The following is an 18,156-nucleotide window of genomic DNA, read 5'->3' as shown; positions in this document are numbered from 1 at the left end:
GCGCCCTTTTATGCGTAGCTTCGTGTTACTTGCGCTTCATCGACAGGAAGAACTCATCGTTGGTCTTGGTCGTTTTCAGCTTGTCGACCAGGAACTCGATGGCAGCGACTTCATCCATTGGATGCAGCAGCTTGCGCAGGATCCACATGCGCTGCAACTCGTCATCGGCGGTCAGCAATTCTTCGCGACGGGTGCCGGAACGGTTGATGTTGATGGCCGGGAATACACGCTTCTCGGCGATGCGACGGTCCAGGGGCAGTTCCATGTTGCCGGTACCCTTGAACTCTTCGTAGATCACTTCGTCCATCTTCGAGCCGGTCTCGACCAGCGCGGTGGCAATGATAGTCAGCGAACCGCCCTCCTCGATGTTCCGTGCGGCGCCGAAGAAACGCTTCGGTTTCTCCAGGGCATGGGCATCGACACCACCGGTCAGCACCTTGCCGGAGCTCGGGATCACGGTGTTGTAGGCACGGGCCAGGCGGGTGATGGAGTCCAGCAGGATCACCACGTCCTTCTTGTGCTCGACCAGGCGCTTGGCCTTCTCGATCACCATTTCGGCAACCTGCACGTGACGGGTCGGCGGCTCGTCGAACGTCGAGGCGACCACTTCGCCGCGCACGGTGCGCTGCATCTCGGTCACTTCTTCCGGGCGTTCGTCGATCAGCAGTACGATCAGGTGAACTTCAGGATTGTTACGGGCGATGTTGGCCGCGATGTTCTGCAGCATGATCGTCTTGCCCGCTTTCGGCGGTGCCACGATCAAGCCACGCTGGCCTTTGCCGATGGGTGCGCACAGGTCGATGACACGACCGGTGAGGTCTTCGGTGGAACCGTTGCCGGCTTCCATCTTCATGCGCACGGTCGGGAACAGCGGGGTCAGGTTCTCGAAGAGAATCTTGTTCTTCGCGTTTTCCGGACGGTCGAAGTTGATCGTGTCGACCTTGAGCAGCGCGAAGTAACGCTCGCCTTCCTTCGGAGGGCGGATCTTGCCAACGATGGTGTCACCGGTGCGCAAGTTGAAGCGACGGATCTGGCTCGGCGAGACGTAGATATCGTCTGGGCCGGCGAGATAGGAAGCGTCTGCGGAGCGAAGGAAGCCGAAGCCGTCCTGGAGAATCTCCAGCACGCCATCACCGGAGATTTCCTCGCCGCTTTTCGCGTGCTTCTTGAGCAGGGAGAAAATCACGTCCTGCTTGCGCGAACGGGCCATATTTTCTATGCCCATCTGTTCGGCCAATTCGAGCAGTTCGGTAATCGGCTTTTGCTTGAGTTCAGTCAGATTCATATAGGAATGACGTAATCATTTATGGAGGGGGGAAATTAAGCTTTTGGCTTAATGAGGCCGCGCCGCGGAGAAGGCGACAGGATCGCGTACTTGTTCGAAAGGAGAGCGTCGGCGACGGCTTGCAGGGGGCAATGGAGAAACCAGTGCGGGGCCGAATGTAACACCTCGATTTGCGAGCGTCTAGCCCCGAATAACGAAAAAGCCCCGCGATTTGCGGGGCTTTTGGCAGGACATTCGACGCTTAGATGTTGGCGTCGAGGAATGCCGCCAGTTGCGACTTCGACAGCGCGCCGACCTTGGTGGCCTCGACGTTGCCGTTCTTGAACAGCATCAGGGTCGGGATACCGCGCACGCCGTGCTTGGCCGGGGTTTCCTGGTTTTCGTCGATGTTCAGCTTGGCAACGGTCAGCTTGCCCTTGTAGGTCTCGGCAATTTCGTCCAGGACCGGAGCGATCATTTTGCAAGGACCGCACCACTCAGCCCAATAGTCGACCAGCACTGCGCCTTCGGCCTTGAGTACGTCAGCTTCGAAGCTAGCGTCGCTAACGTGTTTGATCAGATCGCTGCTCATGGAAATCTCCGGGGTAATCAGCAAAAAAACGTGGCCCATCATAGCTGCCCTTCCCAGGTTCAGGAAGCCGCAGTTGATTGAGTCTCGCTATGACGAACGATGGCTTTGGGTATCGCCGAGGTCATGGGGCAGCGGGCGCGACAAAGGAAATACCGGTACGCAGCGCAGCGTTACGTACATGTTCCTGCATGGCTTTTTGCGCCGAGGCCGAGGCTCGGCGGGCCAATGCACGAAGGATCTTGCGGTGTTCCTGCCAAGTCTCCATCGCCCGCTCCGCCCTGATGAACGGTAGCTTCTGGCTTTCCAGGAAGATGTCGGCGCTGGCGGTGAGGATGCTCAGCATGGCCTGGTTGCCGCTGGCCAGCAGGATGCGTCGATGAAACTCGAAATCCAGCTGGGCGGCCGCGTCGAAGTCCCCGGCCTTCAGTTCCCGGCGCATGGCCTCGACGTTGTCGTCCAACGCATCGAGTTCATCGGCGCTCAACGTCACGGCAGCCAATCCTGCCGCGAAACCCTCGAGGGCATAGCGTAATTGAAAGATATCCACAGGCGAGGCCTGGGCCGCGAAGGGCCAACCCGGTGTCGAGTCGCTGCGCGGTTCTTGCGCGGCCGATTGCACGAATACTCCCCGGCCCGGCTGCACGCTGATCATCCCCAGGGCACTCAACGATGAAAGCGCCTCGCGCAGGGACGCCCGGCTCACACCCAGTTGAACCGCCAGATCACGCTGCGAGGGCAGCGCGTCCCCCGGGCCGAAGCCCTCGTCGGCGATCAGTTTACGGATGGCTTGCAATGCCACTTCAGGAACGGCACGAGCGATGGAATTCATGATTTTTTCAGACAAACCGGGCCAGTGAGCGACTAGTTGTAATGCTATTCGCCGTGCCGGGCAAGTCGTGCCCCAGCAGGGTTCGGTGGCAAATGCCAACGCCCGATAAAGGTGCGAAACGCGGCCCAACTGTTCAGACCAGTAAGACCGCATCCCACCAGCAAAACCGTGGCTTTGACCCGATAAAACCCGCCTTGGCATGGCCTGTGCTCTGTCCGATCGCAGAAACCACACCATCGACTGCGGAGATTCACCATGATCCAGCGTTGCAGCGTCCTGCTCACTGCCCTGTTTGCCAGCCTGATGCTTTGCCAGGTGCCCGCCCACGCCGATGGCCTGGAGGATGTGGTCAAGCGCGGCACGCTCAAGGTTGCTGTGCCGCAGGATTTCCCGCCGTTCGGTTCGGTCGGTCCGGACATGAAGCCGCGCGGCCTGGACATCGACACGGCGAAACTGCTGGCCGACCAGCTCAAGGTCAAGCTGGAACTGACACCGGTCAACAGCACCAACCGCATCCCTTTCCTGACCACCGGCAAGGTTGACCTGGTGATTTCCAGCCTGGGCAAGAACCCCGAGCGCGAAAAGGTCATCGATTTTTCCAGCGCCTACGCGCCGTTCTACCTGGCGGTGTTCGGTCCGCCTGATGCCGCCATCAACACCCTGGACGACCTCAAGGGCAAGACCATCAGCGTCACCCGTGGCGCCATCGAAGACATCGAGCTGACCAAGGTCGCCCCCGAAGGCGTCACCATCAAGCGTTTCGAAGACAACAATTCGACGATTGCCGCTTACCTGGCCGGCCAGGTGGACCTGATCGCCAGCGGCAACGTGGTGATGGTCGCTATCAGCGAACGCAACCCCAAGCGCGTCCCGGCGTTGAAAGTGAAACTCAAGGACTCGCCGGTCTACGTCGGCGTGAACAAGAACGAGCCGGCATTGCTCGACAAGGTCAACCAGATCCTCGCCACCGCCAAGACCGATGGCAGCCTGGAAAAGAATTCGCAGACCTGGCTCAAGCAGCCGCTGCCGGCCGACCTCTGACCGTCGCTTGAGAGGCTGAGCATGGCTTATCAGTTCGATTTCCTGCCGGTGGTGCAAAACACCGAGCTGCTGTTGCGCGGTGCGCTGTTCACCCTCGAGCTGACGGCCATTGGCGCGTTGCTCGGGGTCGGCGTTGGCATCGTCGGGGCCGTGGTCCGGGCCTGGAATATCCGTCCGTTCGCGGCGATCTTTGGCGTGTACGTGGAGTTGATCCGCAACACGCCGTTCCTGGTGCAGTTGTTTTTCATCTTCTTCGGCCTGCCGTCCCTGGGCTTGCAGATTTCCGAGTGGCAGGCGGCGGTGCTGGCGATGGTGATCAACCTGGGCGCGTATTCCACCGAGATCATCCGCGCCGGCATCCAGGCGATCCCGCGAGGGCAACTGGAAGCAGCAGCGGCGTTGGCAATGAGCCGCTTCGAAGCGTTCCGCCACGTGGTGCTGTTGCCGGCGCTGGGCAAGGTCTGGCCGGCCCTGAGCAGCCAGATCATCATCGTGATGCTCGGCTCGGCGGTCTGTTCGCAGATCGCCACCGAAGAGCTGAGCTTTGCCGCCAACTTCATCCAGTCGCGCAACTTCCGCGCCTTTGAAACCTACGCACTGACGACGCTGATCTATCTGTGCATGGCGCTGTTGATCCGCCAGTTCCTGAATTGGATCGGGCGTCGCTACATCGCCAGGAGCAGCCAATGAGCGATTTCACCTTCTGGGACGTGGTGCGCAACCTGCTCACCGGCTTGCAATGGACCCTGGCGCTGTCGCTGGTGGCGTTTATCGGTGGCGGCGTGATCGGCCTGCTGGTGATGGTCTTGCGCATTTCAAAAAGCGCCCTGCCCCGCAACATCGCCCGCACCTATATCGAGCTGTTCCAAGGCACGCCACTTTTGATGCAGCTGTTCCTGGTGTTCTTCGGCGTAGCGCTGGCCGGGGTGGAGATTTCTCCCTGGATGGCCGCGGCGATTGCCCTGACGCTGTTTACCAGCGCCTATCTGGCGGAGATCTGGCGCGGTTGCGTCGATTCGATTGCCCATGGCCAGTGGGAAGCCTCCGCGAGCTTGGCCCTTAACCCATTGGAGCAATTGCGCTACGTGATCCTGCCCCAGGCCCTGCGCATTGCCGTGGCGCCGACGGTGGGGTTTTCCGTGCAAGTGGTCAAGGGCACGGCCGTGACGTCGATCATCGGCTTTACCGAACTGACCAAGACCGGCGGCATGCTCGCCAACGCTACCTTCGAACCCTTCATGGTGTATGGCCTGGTCGCCCTCGGCTACTTCCTGCTCTGCTACCCCCTGTCCCTCAGTGCGCGCTACCTGGAAAGGAGACTGCATGCCTCTGCTTAGAATCACCGCCCTGCATAAATACTATGGCGATCACCACGTGCTCAAAGGTATCGACCTGAGCGTCGAGGAAGGCCAGGTGGTGGCGATCATCGGCCGCAGCGGCTCGGGCAAATCCACCCTGCTGCGCACCCTCAACGGCCTGGAATCGATCAACGATGGCGTGATCGAAGTCGACGGCGAATACCTCGATGCCGCCCGCGCCGACCTGCGTAGCCTGCGCCAGAAAGTCGGAATGGTATTCCAGCAGTTCAACCTGTTCCCGCACCTGACAGTCGGCGAGAACGTGATGCTGGCGCCGCAAGTTGTGCAAAAAGTGCCCAAGGCCAAGGCGGCCGAACTGGCGCGGCAGATGCTGGAACGAGTCGGGCTCGGCGAGAAATTCGATGCTTTCCCTGACCGCTTGTCCGGTGGCCAGCAGCAACGGGTAGCAATTGCCCGCGCCCTGGCGATGTCGCCGAAAGTGTTGCTGTGCGATGAAATCACCTCGGCGCTAGACCCGGAACTGGTTAACGAAGTGCTCAGCGTGGTGCGTCAACTGGCCAAGGAAGGCATGACGCTGATCATGGTCACCCATGAAATGCGCTTCGCCCGGGAGGTGGGTGACAAGCTGGTGTTCATGCACCAGGGCAAGGTGCACGAGGTGGGCGATCCCAAGGTGTTGTTCGCCGACCCGCAGACGGCGGAACTGGCGAATTTTATCGGGACGGTCGAGCCCGCCTGACGGTCGATGAAAGCTCTTGTGGCGAGGGAGCTTGCTCCCGCTCGATTGCGCAGCAATCGCAGAATCTGCCTGCCGATGTATTCCTGGTGTACCGGGTTGATTGGTTTTTGGGGCTGCTGCGCAGCCCAGCGGGAGCTAGCTCCCTCGCCACAAAGGCGCGTTGCAGCCTGCTCTGGCTCAAGGGTTTGGTTCAGGCGCGTTGGCGTAAGCGGTCGATCGTGGCAGGATGGCAAGGTTATCGACCGAGACTTTTTGACCATGCCGCCATCCCAAGCCAAGAATCTGTCCCTGATCGCTGCCATTGACCTGGGCTCCAACAGCTTCCACATGGTCGTCGCCAAGGCCCAGAACGGGGAAATCCGCATTCTTGAGCGGCTCGGCGAGAAGGTCCAACTGGCCGCCGGCATCGACGAAGAGCGCAAACTCAGCGAAGAATCGATGCAACGCGGGCTCGATTGCCTGAAGCGCTTTGCCCAACTGATCAACGGCATGCCCCTGGGGGCGGTGCGGATCGTCGGCACCAACGCCCTGCGCGAGGCGCGCAACCGTGGCGAGTTCATTCACCGCGCCGAAGAGATCCTCGGCCATCCGGTGGAAGTCATCTCCGGCCGTGAAGAAGCGCGCCTGATCTACCTCGGCGTTTCCCACACCCTGGCCGACACCCCCGGCAAACGCCTGGTGGCGGACATCGGAGGCGGCAGTACCGAGTTCATCATCGGCCAGCGCTTCGAACCGCTGCTGCGCGAAAGCCTGCAAATGGGCTGTGTCAGCTACACCCAGCGTTATTTCCGCGACGGCAAGATCACCCCGGCCCGCTACGCCCAGGCGTACACGGCGGCGCGCCTGGAAATCATGAGCATCGAACATGCCCTGCATCGCCTGACCTGGGATGAGGCCATCGGCTCCTCGGGAACCATCCGCGCCATCGGCCTGGCACTCAAGGCTGGCGGCCACGGCAGCGGTGAAGTCAACGCCGAAGGCCTGGCCTGGCTCAAGCGCAAGGTGTTCAAGCTCGGCGAATCGGACAAGATCGACTTCGACGGCATCAAGCCTGATCGCCGGGCGATTTTCCCGGCGGGCCTGGCGATCCTCGAGGCGATTTTCGACGCCCTCGAACTGCAACGCATGGATCACTGCGAAGGCGCCCTGCGCGAAGGCGTGCTGTATGACCTGCTGGGTCGTCATCATCACGAAGACGTCCGCGAGCGCACCCTGGGCTCGCTCATGGAGCGTTATCACGTCGACCAGGAACAAGCCGTACGGGTCGAGCGCAAGGCGCTGCATGCCTTCGACCAGGTGGCCGACGATTGGGACCTGAACGACGGTGTCTGGCGTGAACTGCTGGGCTGGGCGGCCAAGGTCCATGAAGTGGGCCTGGACATTGCCCACTATCATTATCACAAGCACGGCGCCTACCTGATCGAGCACTCGGACCTGGCGGGCTTCTCCCGCGAAGACCAGCAAATGCTCGCGCTACTGGTACGCGGCCATCGACGCAATATTCCCAAGGATAAATTCGCCGAGTTCGGCGACGACGGCATCAAGCTGATTCGCCTGTGCGTGCTACTGCGCTTTGCGATCCTGTTCCACCACATCCGTGGCACCCAGGAAATGCCGCAAGTGGCCCTGCGTGCCGACGGCGATCAGTTGGATGTGATGTTTCCTGACGGTTGGTTGGAAGAGAACCAACTGACCCAGGCCGACTTCGCCCAGGAAGCCGAATGGCTGACTCGGGTGGGGATTTTGCTGAACATTCACTGAGTCCAGCGACAACACAGATCTCTTGTGGCGAGGGGATTTATCCCCGTTGGGCTGCGCAGCAGCCCCAAAGCCTGGCACCGCGGTGCATCAGCTTCATTGGGTTCAATCTTCCAAGGGCTGCTGCGCAGCCCAGCGGGGATAAATCCCCTCGCCACAGCAAGCTGCCTCGCCACAAAAGCGAAGCCTGCCCCCCAACCGTCGAGCTTTTATCGCACCGCCAACACCGGGTTGCTCAAGCGCTCCAGCAAGGTCGCCTGGGCGCTGCGCGGGTTCTGATTGCCGGTCGGGGTGTTGCGGATATAGCGGCCATCCGACTGCAAACTCCAGCTGTGGGTGTTGTCGGTGAGGTAGCTCTCCAGCTCCTTCTTGACTCGCAAAATCAGCTTCTTGCCTTCCACCGGGAAGCAGGTCTCGACGCGCTTGTCGAGGTTGCGCTCCATCCAGTCGGCGCTGGACAAGAACATCTGCTCCTCCCCACCGTTGAGGAAGTAGAACACCCGGGTGTGCTCCAGGAAGCGCCCGATGATCGAGCGGACGTGGATGTTGTGGGAGACACCGGGGATGCCCGGTCGCAGGCAGCACATGCCGCGCACCACCAGGTCGATGCGCACACCCGACTGGCTGGCCTTGTACAACGCACGGATGATCTTCGGATCGGTCAGCGAGTTGAACTTGGCGATGATGTGCGCAGGCTTGCCGTCCAGGGCGAATTGCGTTTCCCGGGTGATCATGTCGAGCATGCCCTTTTTCAGGGTGAACGGCGCATGCAACAGCTTCTTCATGCGCAGCGTCTTGCCCATGCCGATCAACTGGCTGAACAACTTGCCGACGTCTTCACACAGGGCGTCGTCGGAAGTGAGCAGGCTGTAGTCGGTGTAGAGACGGGCGTTGGCGGCGTGATAGTTGCCGGTACCCAAGTGGGCGTAGCGCACGATCTCGCCGGCCTCGCGCCGCAGGATCAGCATCATCTTGGCGTGGGTCTTGAATCCGACCACGCCGTAGATCACCACTGCGCCGGCCGCTTGCAGGCGGCTGGCCAATTGCAGGTTGGATTCCTCATCGAAGCGTGCGCGCAGCTCGATCACCGCCGTGACTTCCTTGCCGTTTCGCGCCGCGTCCACCAGTGCATCGACGATTTCCGAGTTGGCGCCGCTGCGGTACAGGGTCTGGCGCACCGCCAACACATGGGGGTCCTTGGCAGCCTGGCGCAGCAAGTCGACCACAGGCGTGAACGACTCGAAGGGGTGCAGCAGCAAGATGTCCTGCTTGCTGACCACGCTGAAAATGTTCTCGCTGTTCTGCAGCAGTTTCGGGATCTGCGGGGTGAACGGCGTGTATTGCAGCTCCGGATGGCTGTCCAGGCCGGTAATGCTGAACAGACGTGTCAAGTTCACCGGGCCATTGACCTGGTACAACTCGGTCTCATGCAGGTTGAATTGCTTGAGCAGGTAGTCGGACAGGTGTTTCGGGCACGTATCGGCCACTTCCAGGCGTACCGCATCGCCATAGCGACGGGAGAACAACTCGCCGCGCAGGGCGCGCGCCAGGTCTTCGACGTCCTCGGTGTCCACCGACAGGTCGGCGTTTCGGGTCAGGCGGAACTGGTAGCAGCCCTTCACTTTCATGCCCTGGAACAGGTCATCGGCGTGGGCGTGGATCATCGACGACAGGAACACATAGTTGTCGCCCGGGCCGCCGACGTCTTCGGGCACACGGATGATCCGCGGCAACAGGCGTGGCGCTGGAATGATCGCCAGGCCGGAATCGCGGCCAAAGGCGTCGATGCCTTCCAGCTCGACGATGAAGTTCAGGCTCTTGTTCACCAGCAGCGGGAACGGGTGCGTCGGGTCGAGGCCGATCGGGGTGATGATCGGCGCGATCTCGTCGCGGAAATAGCGGCGCACCCAGGTCTTGAGCTTGGTGGTCCAATAGCGGCGACGGATGAAGCGCACCTGGTGCTTTTCCAGCTCAGGCAACAGGATGTCGTTGAGAATCGCGTATTGGCGATCCACATGGCCGTGGACCAGCTCGCTGATGCGCGCCAGGGCCTGGTGCGGTTGCAGGCCGTCGGCACCGGCCTGCTCGCGGGCGAAGGTGATCTGCTTTTTCAGGCCGGCGACGCGAATTTCGAAGAACTCGTCCAGGTTGCTGGAGAAAATCAGCAGGAATTTCAGCCGCTCCAGCAGCGGATAGGACTCGTCCAGCGCCTGCTCCAGCACGCGGATGTTGAATTGCAGTTGCGACAGCTCGCGGTGGATGTACAGGCTGCTGTCATCCAGGTTGGGGATCGCAATCGCTGGCGCTGGAGGCACCTCAGGCACGACCGGTGGAGCCGGCTCCAGCTCTGGCGGCGTTTCGGCGACCTGCTCGACCACGGGCTGAGCGTCTTTTACGGCAACTTCTGTGAGTCCTTCGGTATTCATCGCAAGTTCCTGGGAGGCTATTTCTGCTCTCGAAGCAATTGGGCGGCGCGCACGGCAAAGTAAGTCAGAATGCCATCAGCGCCCGCGCGTTTGAAAGCGGTCAGGGATTCGAGAATCACCCCTTCGTTCAACCAGCCGTTCTGTATCGCGGCCATGTGCATCGCGTATTCGCCGCTGACCTGATAAACAAAGGTCGGCACTTTGAACTCATCCTTGACCCGATAAAGAATGTCGAGATAAGGCATCCCCGGCTTGACCATGACCATGTCTGCCCCTTCTGACAAGTCGGCGGCCACTTCGTGCAGGGCTTCATGGCTGTTGGCCGGGTCCATCTGATAGGAGGCCTTGTTGGCCTTGCCCAGGTTCAGGGCCGAGCCGACGGCATCGCGGAAAGGACCGTAGTAGGCGCTGGCGTACTTGGCCGAGTAGGCCATGATGCGCACATTCACATACCCGGCCACTTCCAGGGCTTCGCGGATTGCCTGGATGCGGCCGTCCATCATGTCGGACGGCGCCACCACCTGCGCGCCGGCCTCGGCGTGGGACAGCGCTTGCCTGACCAGCGCATCGACGGTGACGTCGTTCTGCACGTAGCCATCTTCATCGAGAATGCCGTCCTGGCCGTGGGTGGTAAAGGGGTCCAGGGCAACGTCAGTGATCACGCCCAGCTCGGGGAAACGCTCGCGCAGGGCACGGGTCGCGCGTTGGGCGATGCCCTCCGGGTTCCAGGCTTCGGCGGCGTCCAGGGACTTGAGTTCAGCTGGCGTGACCGGAAACAGCGCCAACGCCGGAATTCCCAGCTCGACCCACTCGGCCGCCGCTTCGAGCAGCAGGTCGATGGTCAAGCGTTCCACGCCGGGCATCGAAGCCACCGCTTCACGACGATTCTCCCCGTCCAGCACGAACACTGGCAGGATCAGGTCGTTGGTCGTCAGGACGTTTTCACGCACCAGCCGACGAGAGAATTCATCGCGACGGTTGCGACGCAGACGGGTAGCGGGAAACAGACGATTGGCAGGGGTAAAGCTCACGGCAGACTCCTGAGCCCGCAGACGGGCGAGCGTGACAGTTATAAGCGGCCATTATGACGAACGTATGACAGTTGTGCGTAGGCGTGACCTGTAGTCGCAGTCATTGTCTTCTGTAGGAAATGTTAACGTCGAGACACATTTCGATACTTTCCTGAATGTGCCTGAAGGGTTAGGCTGCGCGTTCATTTCGCCAGCACCCAGACAATGCTCCAACAATTTCTGCATGACTTCGGCTACTTTGCCCTCTTTATCGGGACGTTCTTCGAAGGCGAAACCATCCTCGTGCTCGCAGGTTTCCTGGCGTTCCGTGGCTACATGGACATCAACCTGGTGGTGGTCGTGGCGTTTTGCGGCAGCTACGCGGGCGATCAGCTGTGGTATTTCCTCGGGCGCAAGCACGGACGCAAGCTATTGGCGCGCAAGCCGCGCTGGCAGTTGATGGGCGATCGGGCGCTGGAGCACATCCGCAAGCATCCGGACATCTGGGTGCTGAGCTTTCGCTTCGTCTACGGCCTGCGCACGGTGATGCCGGTGGCCATCGGCCTGTCGGGCTATCCGCCTGGCCGCTACTTGCTGCTCAACGGTATCGGCGCGGCGATCTGGGCCACGGCGCTGGCCGCCGCCGCGTACCACTTCGGCGCGGTGCTCGAAGGCATGCTGGGCAGCATCAAGAAATACGAATTGTGGGTGCTCGGTGCCCTGCTGTTGCTGGGCTTGGGCTTGTGGCTGCGTCGGCGCATCAAGAATGCGCGACTGGCCAGGAAGGTCCTTGAAGCCGAGCGCCAGGAACAGAGCCGGTCCGGCACACCTACGACGCCAAACGAATAAACCGGCTGCGGCAGCAATACAGCCCGATACCGCTGAGCAGGCAATAGCAGGACACCCCCACCCAGGCCAGCGGACTGGCCGGCCAAAGCCCGGTCATCGGTGCCAGCCACACCAGTGGCAGGCTCGAAGCCAGCCGCAGCAGTTCCAGCTTCAGCGCCCAAGGGCGATTCTCCAGGGCCACGCCCAACACGAACAGACCGAACGCCACCGCGCCCCCACCCAGTATCAGGGCGGCGGCCGGCAGGCGGTGTTCAAGGTTCATCAAATAGCTGCCCAAGGCAATGTAGACGCAGAACTGCAGCGCCACATATCCCTGCTGGCGGCTTTCCAGCGGCACCTCGAACTTGCGGAACTGGCCCAGGTCCGGCTTGTTCAGCGGATACTTGGCCGCGACATCCGCCGGCCGCCAACCGGTGGGCATGAACCAGATCCGCAGCTTGTCCCGCCAGCGCCCGGCCCGCCGCGCATCAGCCCACAATTGCGCATAAAACTGCAGGTTGGCCCACAACGGATTCCAGCTCGCCAGCGGCGTGGTCACGCCAAAGATCACCGGTTCCCGATCATCCTCTTCCTGGAAGCTGCCAAACAGACGGTCCCAAATAATGAACACCCCGCCGTAGTTGCGATCCATGTAGAGAGGGTTCTGTGCATGGTGGGCACGATGATTCGACGGCGTGACGAAGAACCACTCCAGCCAGCCGAGCTTGGGAATGTGCTGGGTGTGGACCCAGAACTGGTACAGCAGATTCAGCGCCGCGACGCTGATGAACATCACCAGCGGCACGCCCAGGACCGCCAGCGGCAGATAGAAAATCCAGCTCAGCAGGAAACCGGTGCTGGTCTGTCGCAGCGCGGTGGAGAGGTTGTAGTCCTCGCTCTGGTGATGCACCGAATGAGCCGCCCAGAGAATATTGCGCTCGTGCCCCATGCGGTGCAGCCAGTAATAACAGAAGTCGTAGAACACGAAGGCGAACACCCAGGTCCAGGCTTTATCGGCAGGCAGCTCGATAATTGCCAAGTGTTCCAACGCAAAGGCGTACGTCACCAGTCCAACGCCTTTGGTCAGCAGCCCCGTCGTGGTCGACAGCACCCCGGTACTCAAGCTGTTGATCGCATCCGCCAGGCGATAGTGGCTCACGCCACGCCAGTGATCGGCGAGCAATTCGACGGCAATCAGCACGAAGAAAAACGGCACGGCATACAGGATGAAGTTCATGACGCGACCTGGGCAGGCAAGGCGGGAGAAGTCGGCAGGTTAGGTGTAGCCGCCAGATCCCCCTATGGCAACGAGTGACAAATTAGTAGACATTTAACGCCATGAATCTGGAGAAAAGCCCATGAGCAAAAAAGTTGCAGTGATCCTTTCCGGCTGTGGCGTGTATGACGGCGCAGAGATCCACGAAAGCGTGATCACGCTGTTGCGTCTCGACCAGCGCGGCGCGCAGGTCCAATGCTTTGCGCCAAACATTGCCCAATTGCATGTCATCAACCATCTGACCGGCGAAGAAATGCCCGAAAGCCGCAACGTGCTGGTGGAATCCGCGCGCATCGCCCGAGGCGATGTGAAAGACCTGCGCGAGGCCAAGGCCGAGGACTTTGACGCGCTGATCGTGCCCGGCGGTTTCGGATCGGCAAAAAACCTGTCCAATTTCGCTGTCGAGGGTGCCGGCTGTACCGTCCAGCCGGAAGTCCTGGCGTTGACCGAAGCCTTTGCCGAGGCTGGGAAACCGGTAGGACTGATGTGCATCTCCCCCGCCCTGGCGGCGAAGATCTATGGCCCGGGAGTGAACTGCACCATCGGCACAGATGCCGACACGGCCGCTGCCGTGACCAAGATGGGCGGAAATCACGAGGAATGCCTGGTCACCGATATCGTCGAGGACACCGCGCGCAAACTGGTCAGCACACCCGCCTACATGCTGGCCAGGAACATCAGTGAAGCGGCGTCGGGCATCAACAAGCTGGTGGACCGGGTGTTGGAGTTGACGCACGAGAACGATGCCTGACTTGCCTACCCCTTTCCTGTGGGACCTGTGGGAGCGAGCGTGCTCGCGATAGCGGTGTGTCAAGCGATGCATATGCAGCAGGACGGACGCAATCGCGAGCAAGCTCGCTCCCACAGGGGATCCACGAGAATCAGGACAAGCGAGCCAACCGCGTCAGGATCCGATCCAGCGCATTGGCAAACCCTTGCTTGTCCCGCTCGCTGTACGCCGCCGGCCCGCCGCCCATATGACCCTGTTCACGCAAGTCGGCGAACAGGTTGCGCACCGCCAGTCGATCGCCCATGTTCTGCGCGTCGAACTCCTTGCCCCTGGGGTCCAGGGCGGCGACACCCTTCTTCACCAGGCGATCGGCCAGTGGCACATCGCTGCAAATGACCAACTCGCCGGGCACGGCATGCTCCACCAGGTAATCATCCGCCGCATCAGGACCGCTCGGCACCACGATCAGCTTCACCAGGGCCAGGCCCGGTTTGATCTGCGGTTGCCCGGCCACCAGCACCACCTCGAACTGGCGCTTCAAGGCGAACTTGACCACCAGCTCCTTCGCCGCCTTGGGGCAGGCGTCTGCATCGATCCATACGCGCATCGAGTGGTTTCCTCTATCTAAAAAGCATCGCGAGCAAGCTCGCTCTCACAGTGACAGCCTACATCCTGTGGGAGCGAGCTTGCTCGCGATTATGAGCGCAGCGAATGCGGCCGTTCAGGAAACCTGGACCCGACGTTTCTCCACCATCCAACTGCGCCCGTACAACACAACGATCGCGGTAATCGCCACAGCCTGGGCCGCCAGCGAATAAGCATCGGCATGAATGCCCAGCCAATCGAAGTCGAAGAACGCCACCGGCCGTGTGCCAAAGATGCCGGCTTCCTGCAATGCCTTCACGCCATGACCGGCGAATACCACCGACAGCGCACACAGCAACGCAGCGTTGATACTGAAGAACAGCGCCAGCGGCAGTTTCGCCGAGCCGCGCAAGATCACCCAGGCCAACCCCACCAGCAACACCAGGGCCGACGCGCCGCCGGCCAGCACCGCGTTGTGCCCGGCGGGACCGGCCTGCAGCCATAGGGTCTCGTAGAACAGGATCACTTCGAACAGTTCGCGGTAGACCGAGAAAAACGCCAGGATCGCAAAACCGAAACGGCCACCACCGCCCACCAGGCTGCTCTTGATGTAATCCTGCCAGGCCGCTGCGTGACGTCGGTCGTGCATCCATACACCCAGCCACAGCACCATCACGCTGGCGAACAGCGCTGTCGCGCCCTCGAGCAATTCCCGCTGCGCGCCGCTGACATCAATCACATACGCGGCCACTCCCCACGTCGCCAGACCGGCAAGCAAAGCCAATCCCCAGCCGATGTTGACGCTGCGCACCGCCGATTGCTGGCCGGTGTTGCGCAAGAACGCCAGGATCGCCGCCAGGACCAGGATCGCTTCCAGACCTTCGCGCAGCAGAATCAGCAAGCCGGAGATATAGCTCAACGACCAGCTCAAGCCATCGCCACCCAACAGGCCGGCGGATTCCTTCAATTTCGCCTTGGCCGCGTCCAGGCGTTGCTCGGCCTGCGCCACCGGTAGGCCGTCCTGCAGGGACTGACGGAACGCCATCAGGGCCTTTTCGGTGTCCTTGCGCACATTGGGGTCGACGTTATCGAGCGAGCTTTCCACCAGCTCGAAACCTTCCAGGTAGGCCGCTACCGAGAGGTCATAGGCTTGGTCATGATCGCCCGCACGGTACGCCGCGATGCTTTTATCCAATGTGGTGGCGGTGTAGTCGAGCAACTGCCCCGGCCCACGCTGCACTTGTGGCGGTTGGGCGCGCTGGGCACGGAACGTCGCCGCCGCGCCAGGACCTTGGGCAGCCAGGACTTCAGCCGGGGTCTGGCGAGCGAGATCGGCGAGGTTGTACGTCAGCTCGCCTTTAGCCGCGGCCGGATCAGCGCTGAAACTGGCAATGTAAGTGGCCAGGTCCCAGCGTTGCCGATCATCGAGTTGATCGGCGAACGCTGGCATGTCAGTGCCTTCAACGCCCATGCCCAAGGTGTTGTAGATCGCATAAAGACTGAGCCGATCAAGACGCTGGCCGTCACGCAGGTTCGACGGCGGCGGCTCCAGGCCGACGCCGGCCGGACCGTCACCGGCGCCGCTGTCCCCATGACAGATCGAGCAATTCTGCGCATACAGCGGCGCGCCGCGTGTCGGGTCCGGCGTAATGATCGGCGCCTGGCTGACTTCGTACGCTACCGCGAGCCTTGCGCCCAATTGCCGCGCCATGCGAGCCACGTCGCCGCCCTCCTGGCGCTCGGTAATCGCCTTGCGCAAGGTATCGATACCTTGGGCCAACTCAGCTTTTTCCGGCTTGGCTGGCAATTCGGCGATCAAGCCTTCCAAGACCCCGGTGAACTCCAATTGCTCGCGGTATTCGGAATCGTCTATGACCTTCCCCGCCTCGACAGTCGCCGGGTAATCCGCCCCGATGTAATCCAGCAGATGCAGCGCCTTGGGAGCGCCTTCGACGGTATCGGCCAGCAAGTCGGCGCTGCACAGCGCCAACAACGGCAGCGCTAGCCAGGCCAGGAAACGAAACGGGGCAGTCATGAATGACTCTCGATTGGAAATAAGAAGTAACACATTGTTCACTTCCAATGCGCTTGGCTCAAGTGCCTATGTGTTCAAGCAACGCTTTTTCATCGGATATTCACGCTTTGGAGGTGACATCACAAAAACATCATTTAGGGATTAAAAAGCCACTACTCCGACCGAAGCGCTGTTTATAATGCGCCGCCTTCTTATCAACAGACGGCATAAGCGCTCCTCGCTCCGAGGAACCGACGGCGCCCCCAAGGCCTGTCCGTGGATCGCCTCAGCCCGACCCGCACACCCAGGCTGCTATTCAGGGAAGAAATGTTCATGGCATCCCGTGCCGTTTTTTCGGTCGCCCTTGGTGCGATCACCTTGCTGTCCGGCTGTTCAGCCTTCCGCAACTACGACAGTGAGCTGGCCCAGACCAATCAGCAACTGGCCTCCGGCAACGTCGACGCCGCATTGACCCTGTTGGAAAAGAACAACGCCAGCCAGGACAAAGACCTGCTCTATTTCTTCGAAAAGGGTGAACTGTTGCGGGCCAAGGGTGATCTGTCCGGCAGCCAGACAGCCTGGACCAGCGCCGACCAACAGGTCGGACAATGGGAAGACGCGGTCAAGCTCGACACCGCCAAGTACCTCGCGCAGTTCGGCAGCTTCCTGGTCAACGACAAGGTCCGGCGCTACGAGGGATATGACTACGAAAAGGTCATGCTCACGACGCAGATGGCCCTGAACCTGCTGGCCGTGAATGATTTCGACGGCGCGCGGACGCAAATCAAGAAGACCCACGAGCGCGAAGCGGTGATTGCCGACCTGCGCGACAAGGAATACCTCAAGCGCGAGGAAGACGCCGAGAAGCAAGGGGTCAAGACCGAATACAAGGACCTCAAGGGTTATCCGGTCGCCAGCCTGGACGCGCCGGAAGTGGTCAGCCTGAAGAACAGCTACCAGAGCGCGTTCAGCCACTACCTGGCGGGCTTCGTCTATGAAGCCTTGGGCGAGAAAGACCTGGCTGCGCCGGGTTATCGCAAAGCCGCCGAGCTGCGTCCCAACACCCCGCTGCTGGAGCAGGCCCTGCTCAATCTGGACAAGCCTGCCGCCAAGGGCGACGACAGCGATATCCTGATCGTGGTGCAGAGCGGCCTGGCGCCCTCCCGGGATTCGATCCGCATCCCGCTGCCCTTGCCCATCAGTGGCAACGTGGTGATCACGCCGCTGTCGTTCCCGCTGATCAAGCCGGACACCTCCACCGCGACCTTCGCCCAGATCGGCGTCGACGGCCGTCAACTGGACCTGACCCAGCTCAACAGCACCACCGCCATGTCCCGCCGCGCCCTGCGTGATGACATGCCGGGGATCATCCTGCGCACAACCGTGCGGGCGGTGAGCCGTGGCGTGGCGCAGAAACAGATCAACGAAACCAATCCCTTGGCCGGCCTGGCCGTGGGCATTACCTCGGCCGTACTCGAAGGGGCCGACACCCGGACCTGGCGCACCTTGCCGGACTACACCCAAGTGGTGCGGCTGCGCCTGAAGAAAGGTGAGCACCAGGTCACCTTGCCAAGCGCAGTAGGCGGCTCGGTGGTGAAGGTCAAGGTCGATCAGCGTTACCAGGTCATCACCCTGCGAGCGGTGGGCAACCAGGTTTTCGCCGGCGGCCTTGCGGCCCAGGTCATCCCGAGCGCCAATCCCACCGCCATCGCCCTCAAGCAACCCTAAGAACGGAGTCTTGTTCA

The 18,156-nt window shown here is 61.2% G+C and carries 16 protein-coding genes; 8 read left to right on the top strand and 8 right to left on the bottom strand.

Translation table 11 applies throughout. From position 1 onward, the window contains the following. Window positions 1–25 precede the first annotated feature (25 nt). From rho to JMN22_RS01745, 3 genes are all read right to left on the bottom strand, one after another. Entirely contained in the window at window positions 26–1,285 is a 1,260-nt protein-coding gene (gene rho, locus JMN22_RS01755) for a transcription termination factor Rho (protein WP_003206716.1), read from the bottom strand. Window positions 1,286–1,526: 241 nt separating this feature from the next. Next, the gene (gene trxA / locus JMN22_RS01750) at window positions 1,527–1,856 is read right to left on the bottom strand and encodes a thioredoxin TrxA (protein WP_003206727.1); all 330 of its coding nucleotides are present in this window, start codon (window positions 1,854–1,856) and stop codon (window positions 1,527–1,529) included. Between the two features lie 121 nt (window positions 1,857–1,977). Continuing rightward, the gene (locus JMN22_RS01745; protein WP_030138140.1) at window positions 1,978–2,685 is read right to left on the bottom strand and encodes a FadR/GntR family transcriptional regulator; all 708 of its coding nucleotides are present in this window, start codon (window positions 2,683–2,685) and stop codon (window positions 1,978–1,980) included. Between the two features lie 255 nt (window positions 2,686–2,940). Between JMN22_RS01745 and JMN22_RS01740 the strand changes: the two genes are divergently transcribed. The 5 genes from JMN22_RS01740 (at window position 2,941) to ppx (ending at window position 7,545) form a co-directional block, all read left to right on the top strand. Next, window positions 2,941–3,726: a transporter substrate-binding domain-containing protein gene (locus tag JMN22_RS01740; RefSeq protein WP_198797518.1), complete on the top strand. Its 786-nt coding sequence runs from the start codon at window positions 2,941–2,943 to the stop codon at window positions 3,724–3,726. 21 nt (window positions 3,727–3,747) lie between these two features. Continuing rightward, the gene (locus JMN22_RS01735; RefSeq protein ID WP_030138142.1) at window positions 3,748–4,416 is read left to right on the top strand and encodes an amino acid ABC transporter permease; all 669 of its coding nucleotides are present in this window, start codon (window positions 3,748–3,750) and stop codon (window positions 4,414–4,416) included. Further along, a complete protein-coding gene (locus tag JMN22_RS01730) occupies window positions 4,413–5,063 on the top strand; it encodes an amino acid ABC transporter permease (protein ID WP_198797519.1) in 651 nt (216 codons plus the stop codon). The genes JMN22_RS01735 and JMN22_RS01730 overlap by 4 nt, the downstream gene beginning before the upstream one ends. Then, window positions 5,050–5,784, top strand: coding sequence for an amino acid ABC transporter ATP-binding protein (locus tag JMN22_RS01725; RefSeq protein WP_030138144.1), 735 nt, complete (start codon window positions 5,050–5,052; stop codon window positions 5,782–5,784). The genes JMN22_RS01730 and JMN22_RS01725 overlap by 14 nt, the downstream gene beginning before the upstream one ends. Window positions 5,785–6,042: 258 nt before the next feature. After that, complete coding sequence (gene ppx / locus JMN22_RS01720; protein WP_030138145.1) at window positions 6,043–7,545, top strand: exopolyphosphatase; 1,503 nt, start codon at window positions 6,043–6,045, stop codon at window positions 7,543–7,545. A gap of 206 nt (window positions 7,546–7,751) precedes the next feature. Here ppx and ppk1 read toward each other — a convergent pair whose 3' ends face one another. Together ppk1 and hemB are read right to left on the bottom strand one after the other, a co-directional pair. After that, window positions 7,752–9,968 (bottom strand): polyphosphate kinase 1, encoded by a 2,217-nt coding sequence (gene ppk1, locus JMN22_RS01715; protein WP_030138146.1) that lies wholly within the window; start codon window positions 9,966–9,968, stop codon window positions 7,752–7,754. Between the two features lie 17 nt (window positions 9,969–9,985). Further along, a complete protein-coding gene (gene hemB / locus JMN22_RS01710) occupies window positions 9,986–10,999 on the bottom strand; it encodes a porphobilinogen synthase (RefSeq protein ID WP_030138147.1) in 1,014 nt (337 codons plus the stop codon). A 204-nt stretch (window positions 11,000–11,203) separates the two neighbouring features. Between hemB and JMN22_RS01705 the strand changes: the two genes are divergently transcribed. Further along, window positions 11,204–11,827, top strand: a complete 624-nt coding sequence (locus JMN22_RS01705; RefSeq protein ID WP_030138148.1) for a DedA family protein — start codon at window positions 11,204–11,206, stop codon at window positions 11,825–11,827. Here JMN22_RS01705 and JMN22_RS01700 read toward each other — a convergent pair. Then, the gene (locus JMN22_RS01700; RefSeq protein WP_198797520.1) at window positions 11,808–13,043 is read right to left on the bottom strand and encodes a sterol desaturase family protein; all 1,236 of its coding nucleotides are present in this window, start codon (window positions 13,041–13,043) and stop codon (window positions 11,808–11,810) included. The genes JMN22_RS01705 and JMN22_RS01700 overlap by 20 nt on opposite strands. Before the next feature lie 121 nt (window positions 13,044–13,164). On the opposite strand from JMN22_RS01700, the gene elbB reads away from it, so the two are divergent. Beyond that, on the top strand, window positions 13,165–13,833 hold the full coding sequence (elbB, locus tag JMN22_RS01695) for an isoprenoid biosynthesis glyoxalase ElbB (protein WP_198797521.1): 669 nt from the start codon (window positions 13,165–13,167) through the stop codon (window positions 13,831–13,833). Between the two features lie 130 nt (window positions 13,834–13,963). On the opposite strand, the gene JMN22_RS01690 is transcribed toward elbB, so the two are convergent. Both JMN22_RS01690 and JMN22_RS01685 read right to left on the bottom strand, forming a co-directional pair. Continuing rightward, window positions 13,964–14,419 carry a YaiI/YqxD family protein gene (locus tag JMN22_RS01690; protein ID WP_198797522.1) on the bottom strand — a complete coding sequence of 152 codons (456 nt, stop codon included), beginning with the start codon at window positions 14,417–14,419 and terminating at the stop codon, window positions 13,964–13,966. Window positions 14,420–14,533: 114 nt separating this feature from the next. Next, window positions 14,534–16,432 (bottom strand): FTR1 family protein, encoded by a 1,899-nt coding sequence (locus JMN22_RS01685; RefSeq protein ID WP_198797523.1) that lies wholly within the window; start codon window positions 16,430–16,432, stop codon window positions 14,534–14,536. A gap of 312 nt (window positions 16,433–16,744) precedes the next feature. Here JMN22_RS01685 and JMN22_RS01680 point away from each other — a divergent pair, with 312 nt between their 5' ends. Beyond that, entirely contained in the window at window positions 16,745–18,139 is a 1,395-nt protein-coding gene (locus JMN22_RS01680; protein ID WP_198797524.1) for a COG3014 family protein, read from the top strand. The last annotated feature ends 17 nt before the right edge of the window (window positions 18,140–18,156 follow it).

This window comes from Pseudomonas sp. HB05 (assembly GCF_016756915.1).
In the GTDB taxonomy this organism is placed as follows: Bacteria; Pseudomonadota; Gammaproteobacteria; order Pseudomonadales; family Pseudomonadaceae; genus Aquipseudomonas; species Aquipseudomonas alvandae.
The sequence above is the reverse complement of the archived record's forward strand: the minus strand, read 5'-3'. Positions and strand labels throughout refer to the sequence as shown.

Coding starts and splice junctions, on each gene's coding strand:
- rho (WP_003206716.1), bottom strand. CDS start 1,285: ATGAATCTGACTGAACTCAAGCAAAAGCCGATTACCGAACTGCTCGAA.
- trxA (WP_003206727.1), bottom strand. CDS start 1,856: ATGAGCAGCGATCTGATCAAACACGTTAGCGACGCTAGCTTCGAAGCT.
- JMN22_RS01745 (WP_030138140.1), bottom strand. CDS start 2,685: ATGAATTCCATCGCTCGTGCCGTTCCTGAAGTGGCATTGCAAGCCATC.
- JMN22_RS01740 (WP_198797518.1), top strand. CDS start 2,941: ATGATCCAGCGTTGCAGCGTCCTGCTCACTGCCCTGTTTGCCAGCCTG.
- JMN22_RS01735 (WP_030138142.1), top strand. CDS start 3,748: ATGGCTTATCAGTTCGATTTCCTGCCGGTGGTGCAAAACACCGAGCTG.
- JMN22_RS01730 (WP_198797519.1), top strand. CDS start 4,413: ATGAGCGATTTCACCTTCTGGGACGTGGTGCGCAACCTGCTCACCGGC.
- JMN22_RS01725 (WP_030138144.1), top strand. CDS start 5,050: ATGCCTCTGCTTAGAATCACCGCCCTGCATAAATACTATGGCGATCAC.
- ppx (WP_030138145.1), top strand. CDS start 6,043: ATGCCGCCATCCCAAGCCAAGAATCTGTCCCTGATCGCTGCCATTGAC.
- ppk1 (WP_030138146.1), bottom strand. CDS start 9,968: ATGAATACCGAAGGACTCACAGAAGTTGCCGTAAAAGACGCTCAGCCC.
- JMN22_RS01705 (WP_030138148.1), top strand. CDS start 11,204: ATGCTCCAACAATTTCTGCATGACTTCGGCTACTTTGCCCTCTTTATC.
- JMN22_RS01700 (WP_198797520.1), bottom strand. CDS start 13,043: ATGAACTTCATCCTGTATGCCGTGCCGTTTTTCTTCGTGCTGATTGCC.
- elbB (WP_198797521.1), top strand. CDS start 13,165: ATGAGCAAAAAAGTTGCAGTGATCCTTTCCGGCTGTGGCGTGTATGAC.
- JMN22_RS01690 (WP_198797522.1), bottom strand. CDS start 14,419: ATGCGCGTATGGATCGATGCAGACGCCTGCCCCAAGGCGGCGAAGGAG.
- JMN22_RS01685 (WP_198797523.1), bottom strand. CDS start 16,432: ATGACTGCCCCGTTTCGTTTCCTGGCCTGGCTAGCGCTGCCGTTGTTG.
- JMN22_RS01680 (WP_198797524.1), top strand. CDS start 16,745: ATGGCATCCCGTGCCGTTTTTTCGGTCGCCCTTGGTGCGATCACCTTG.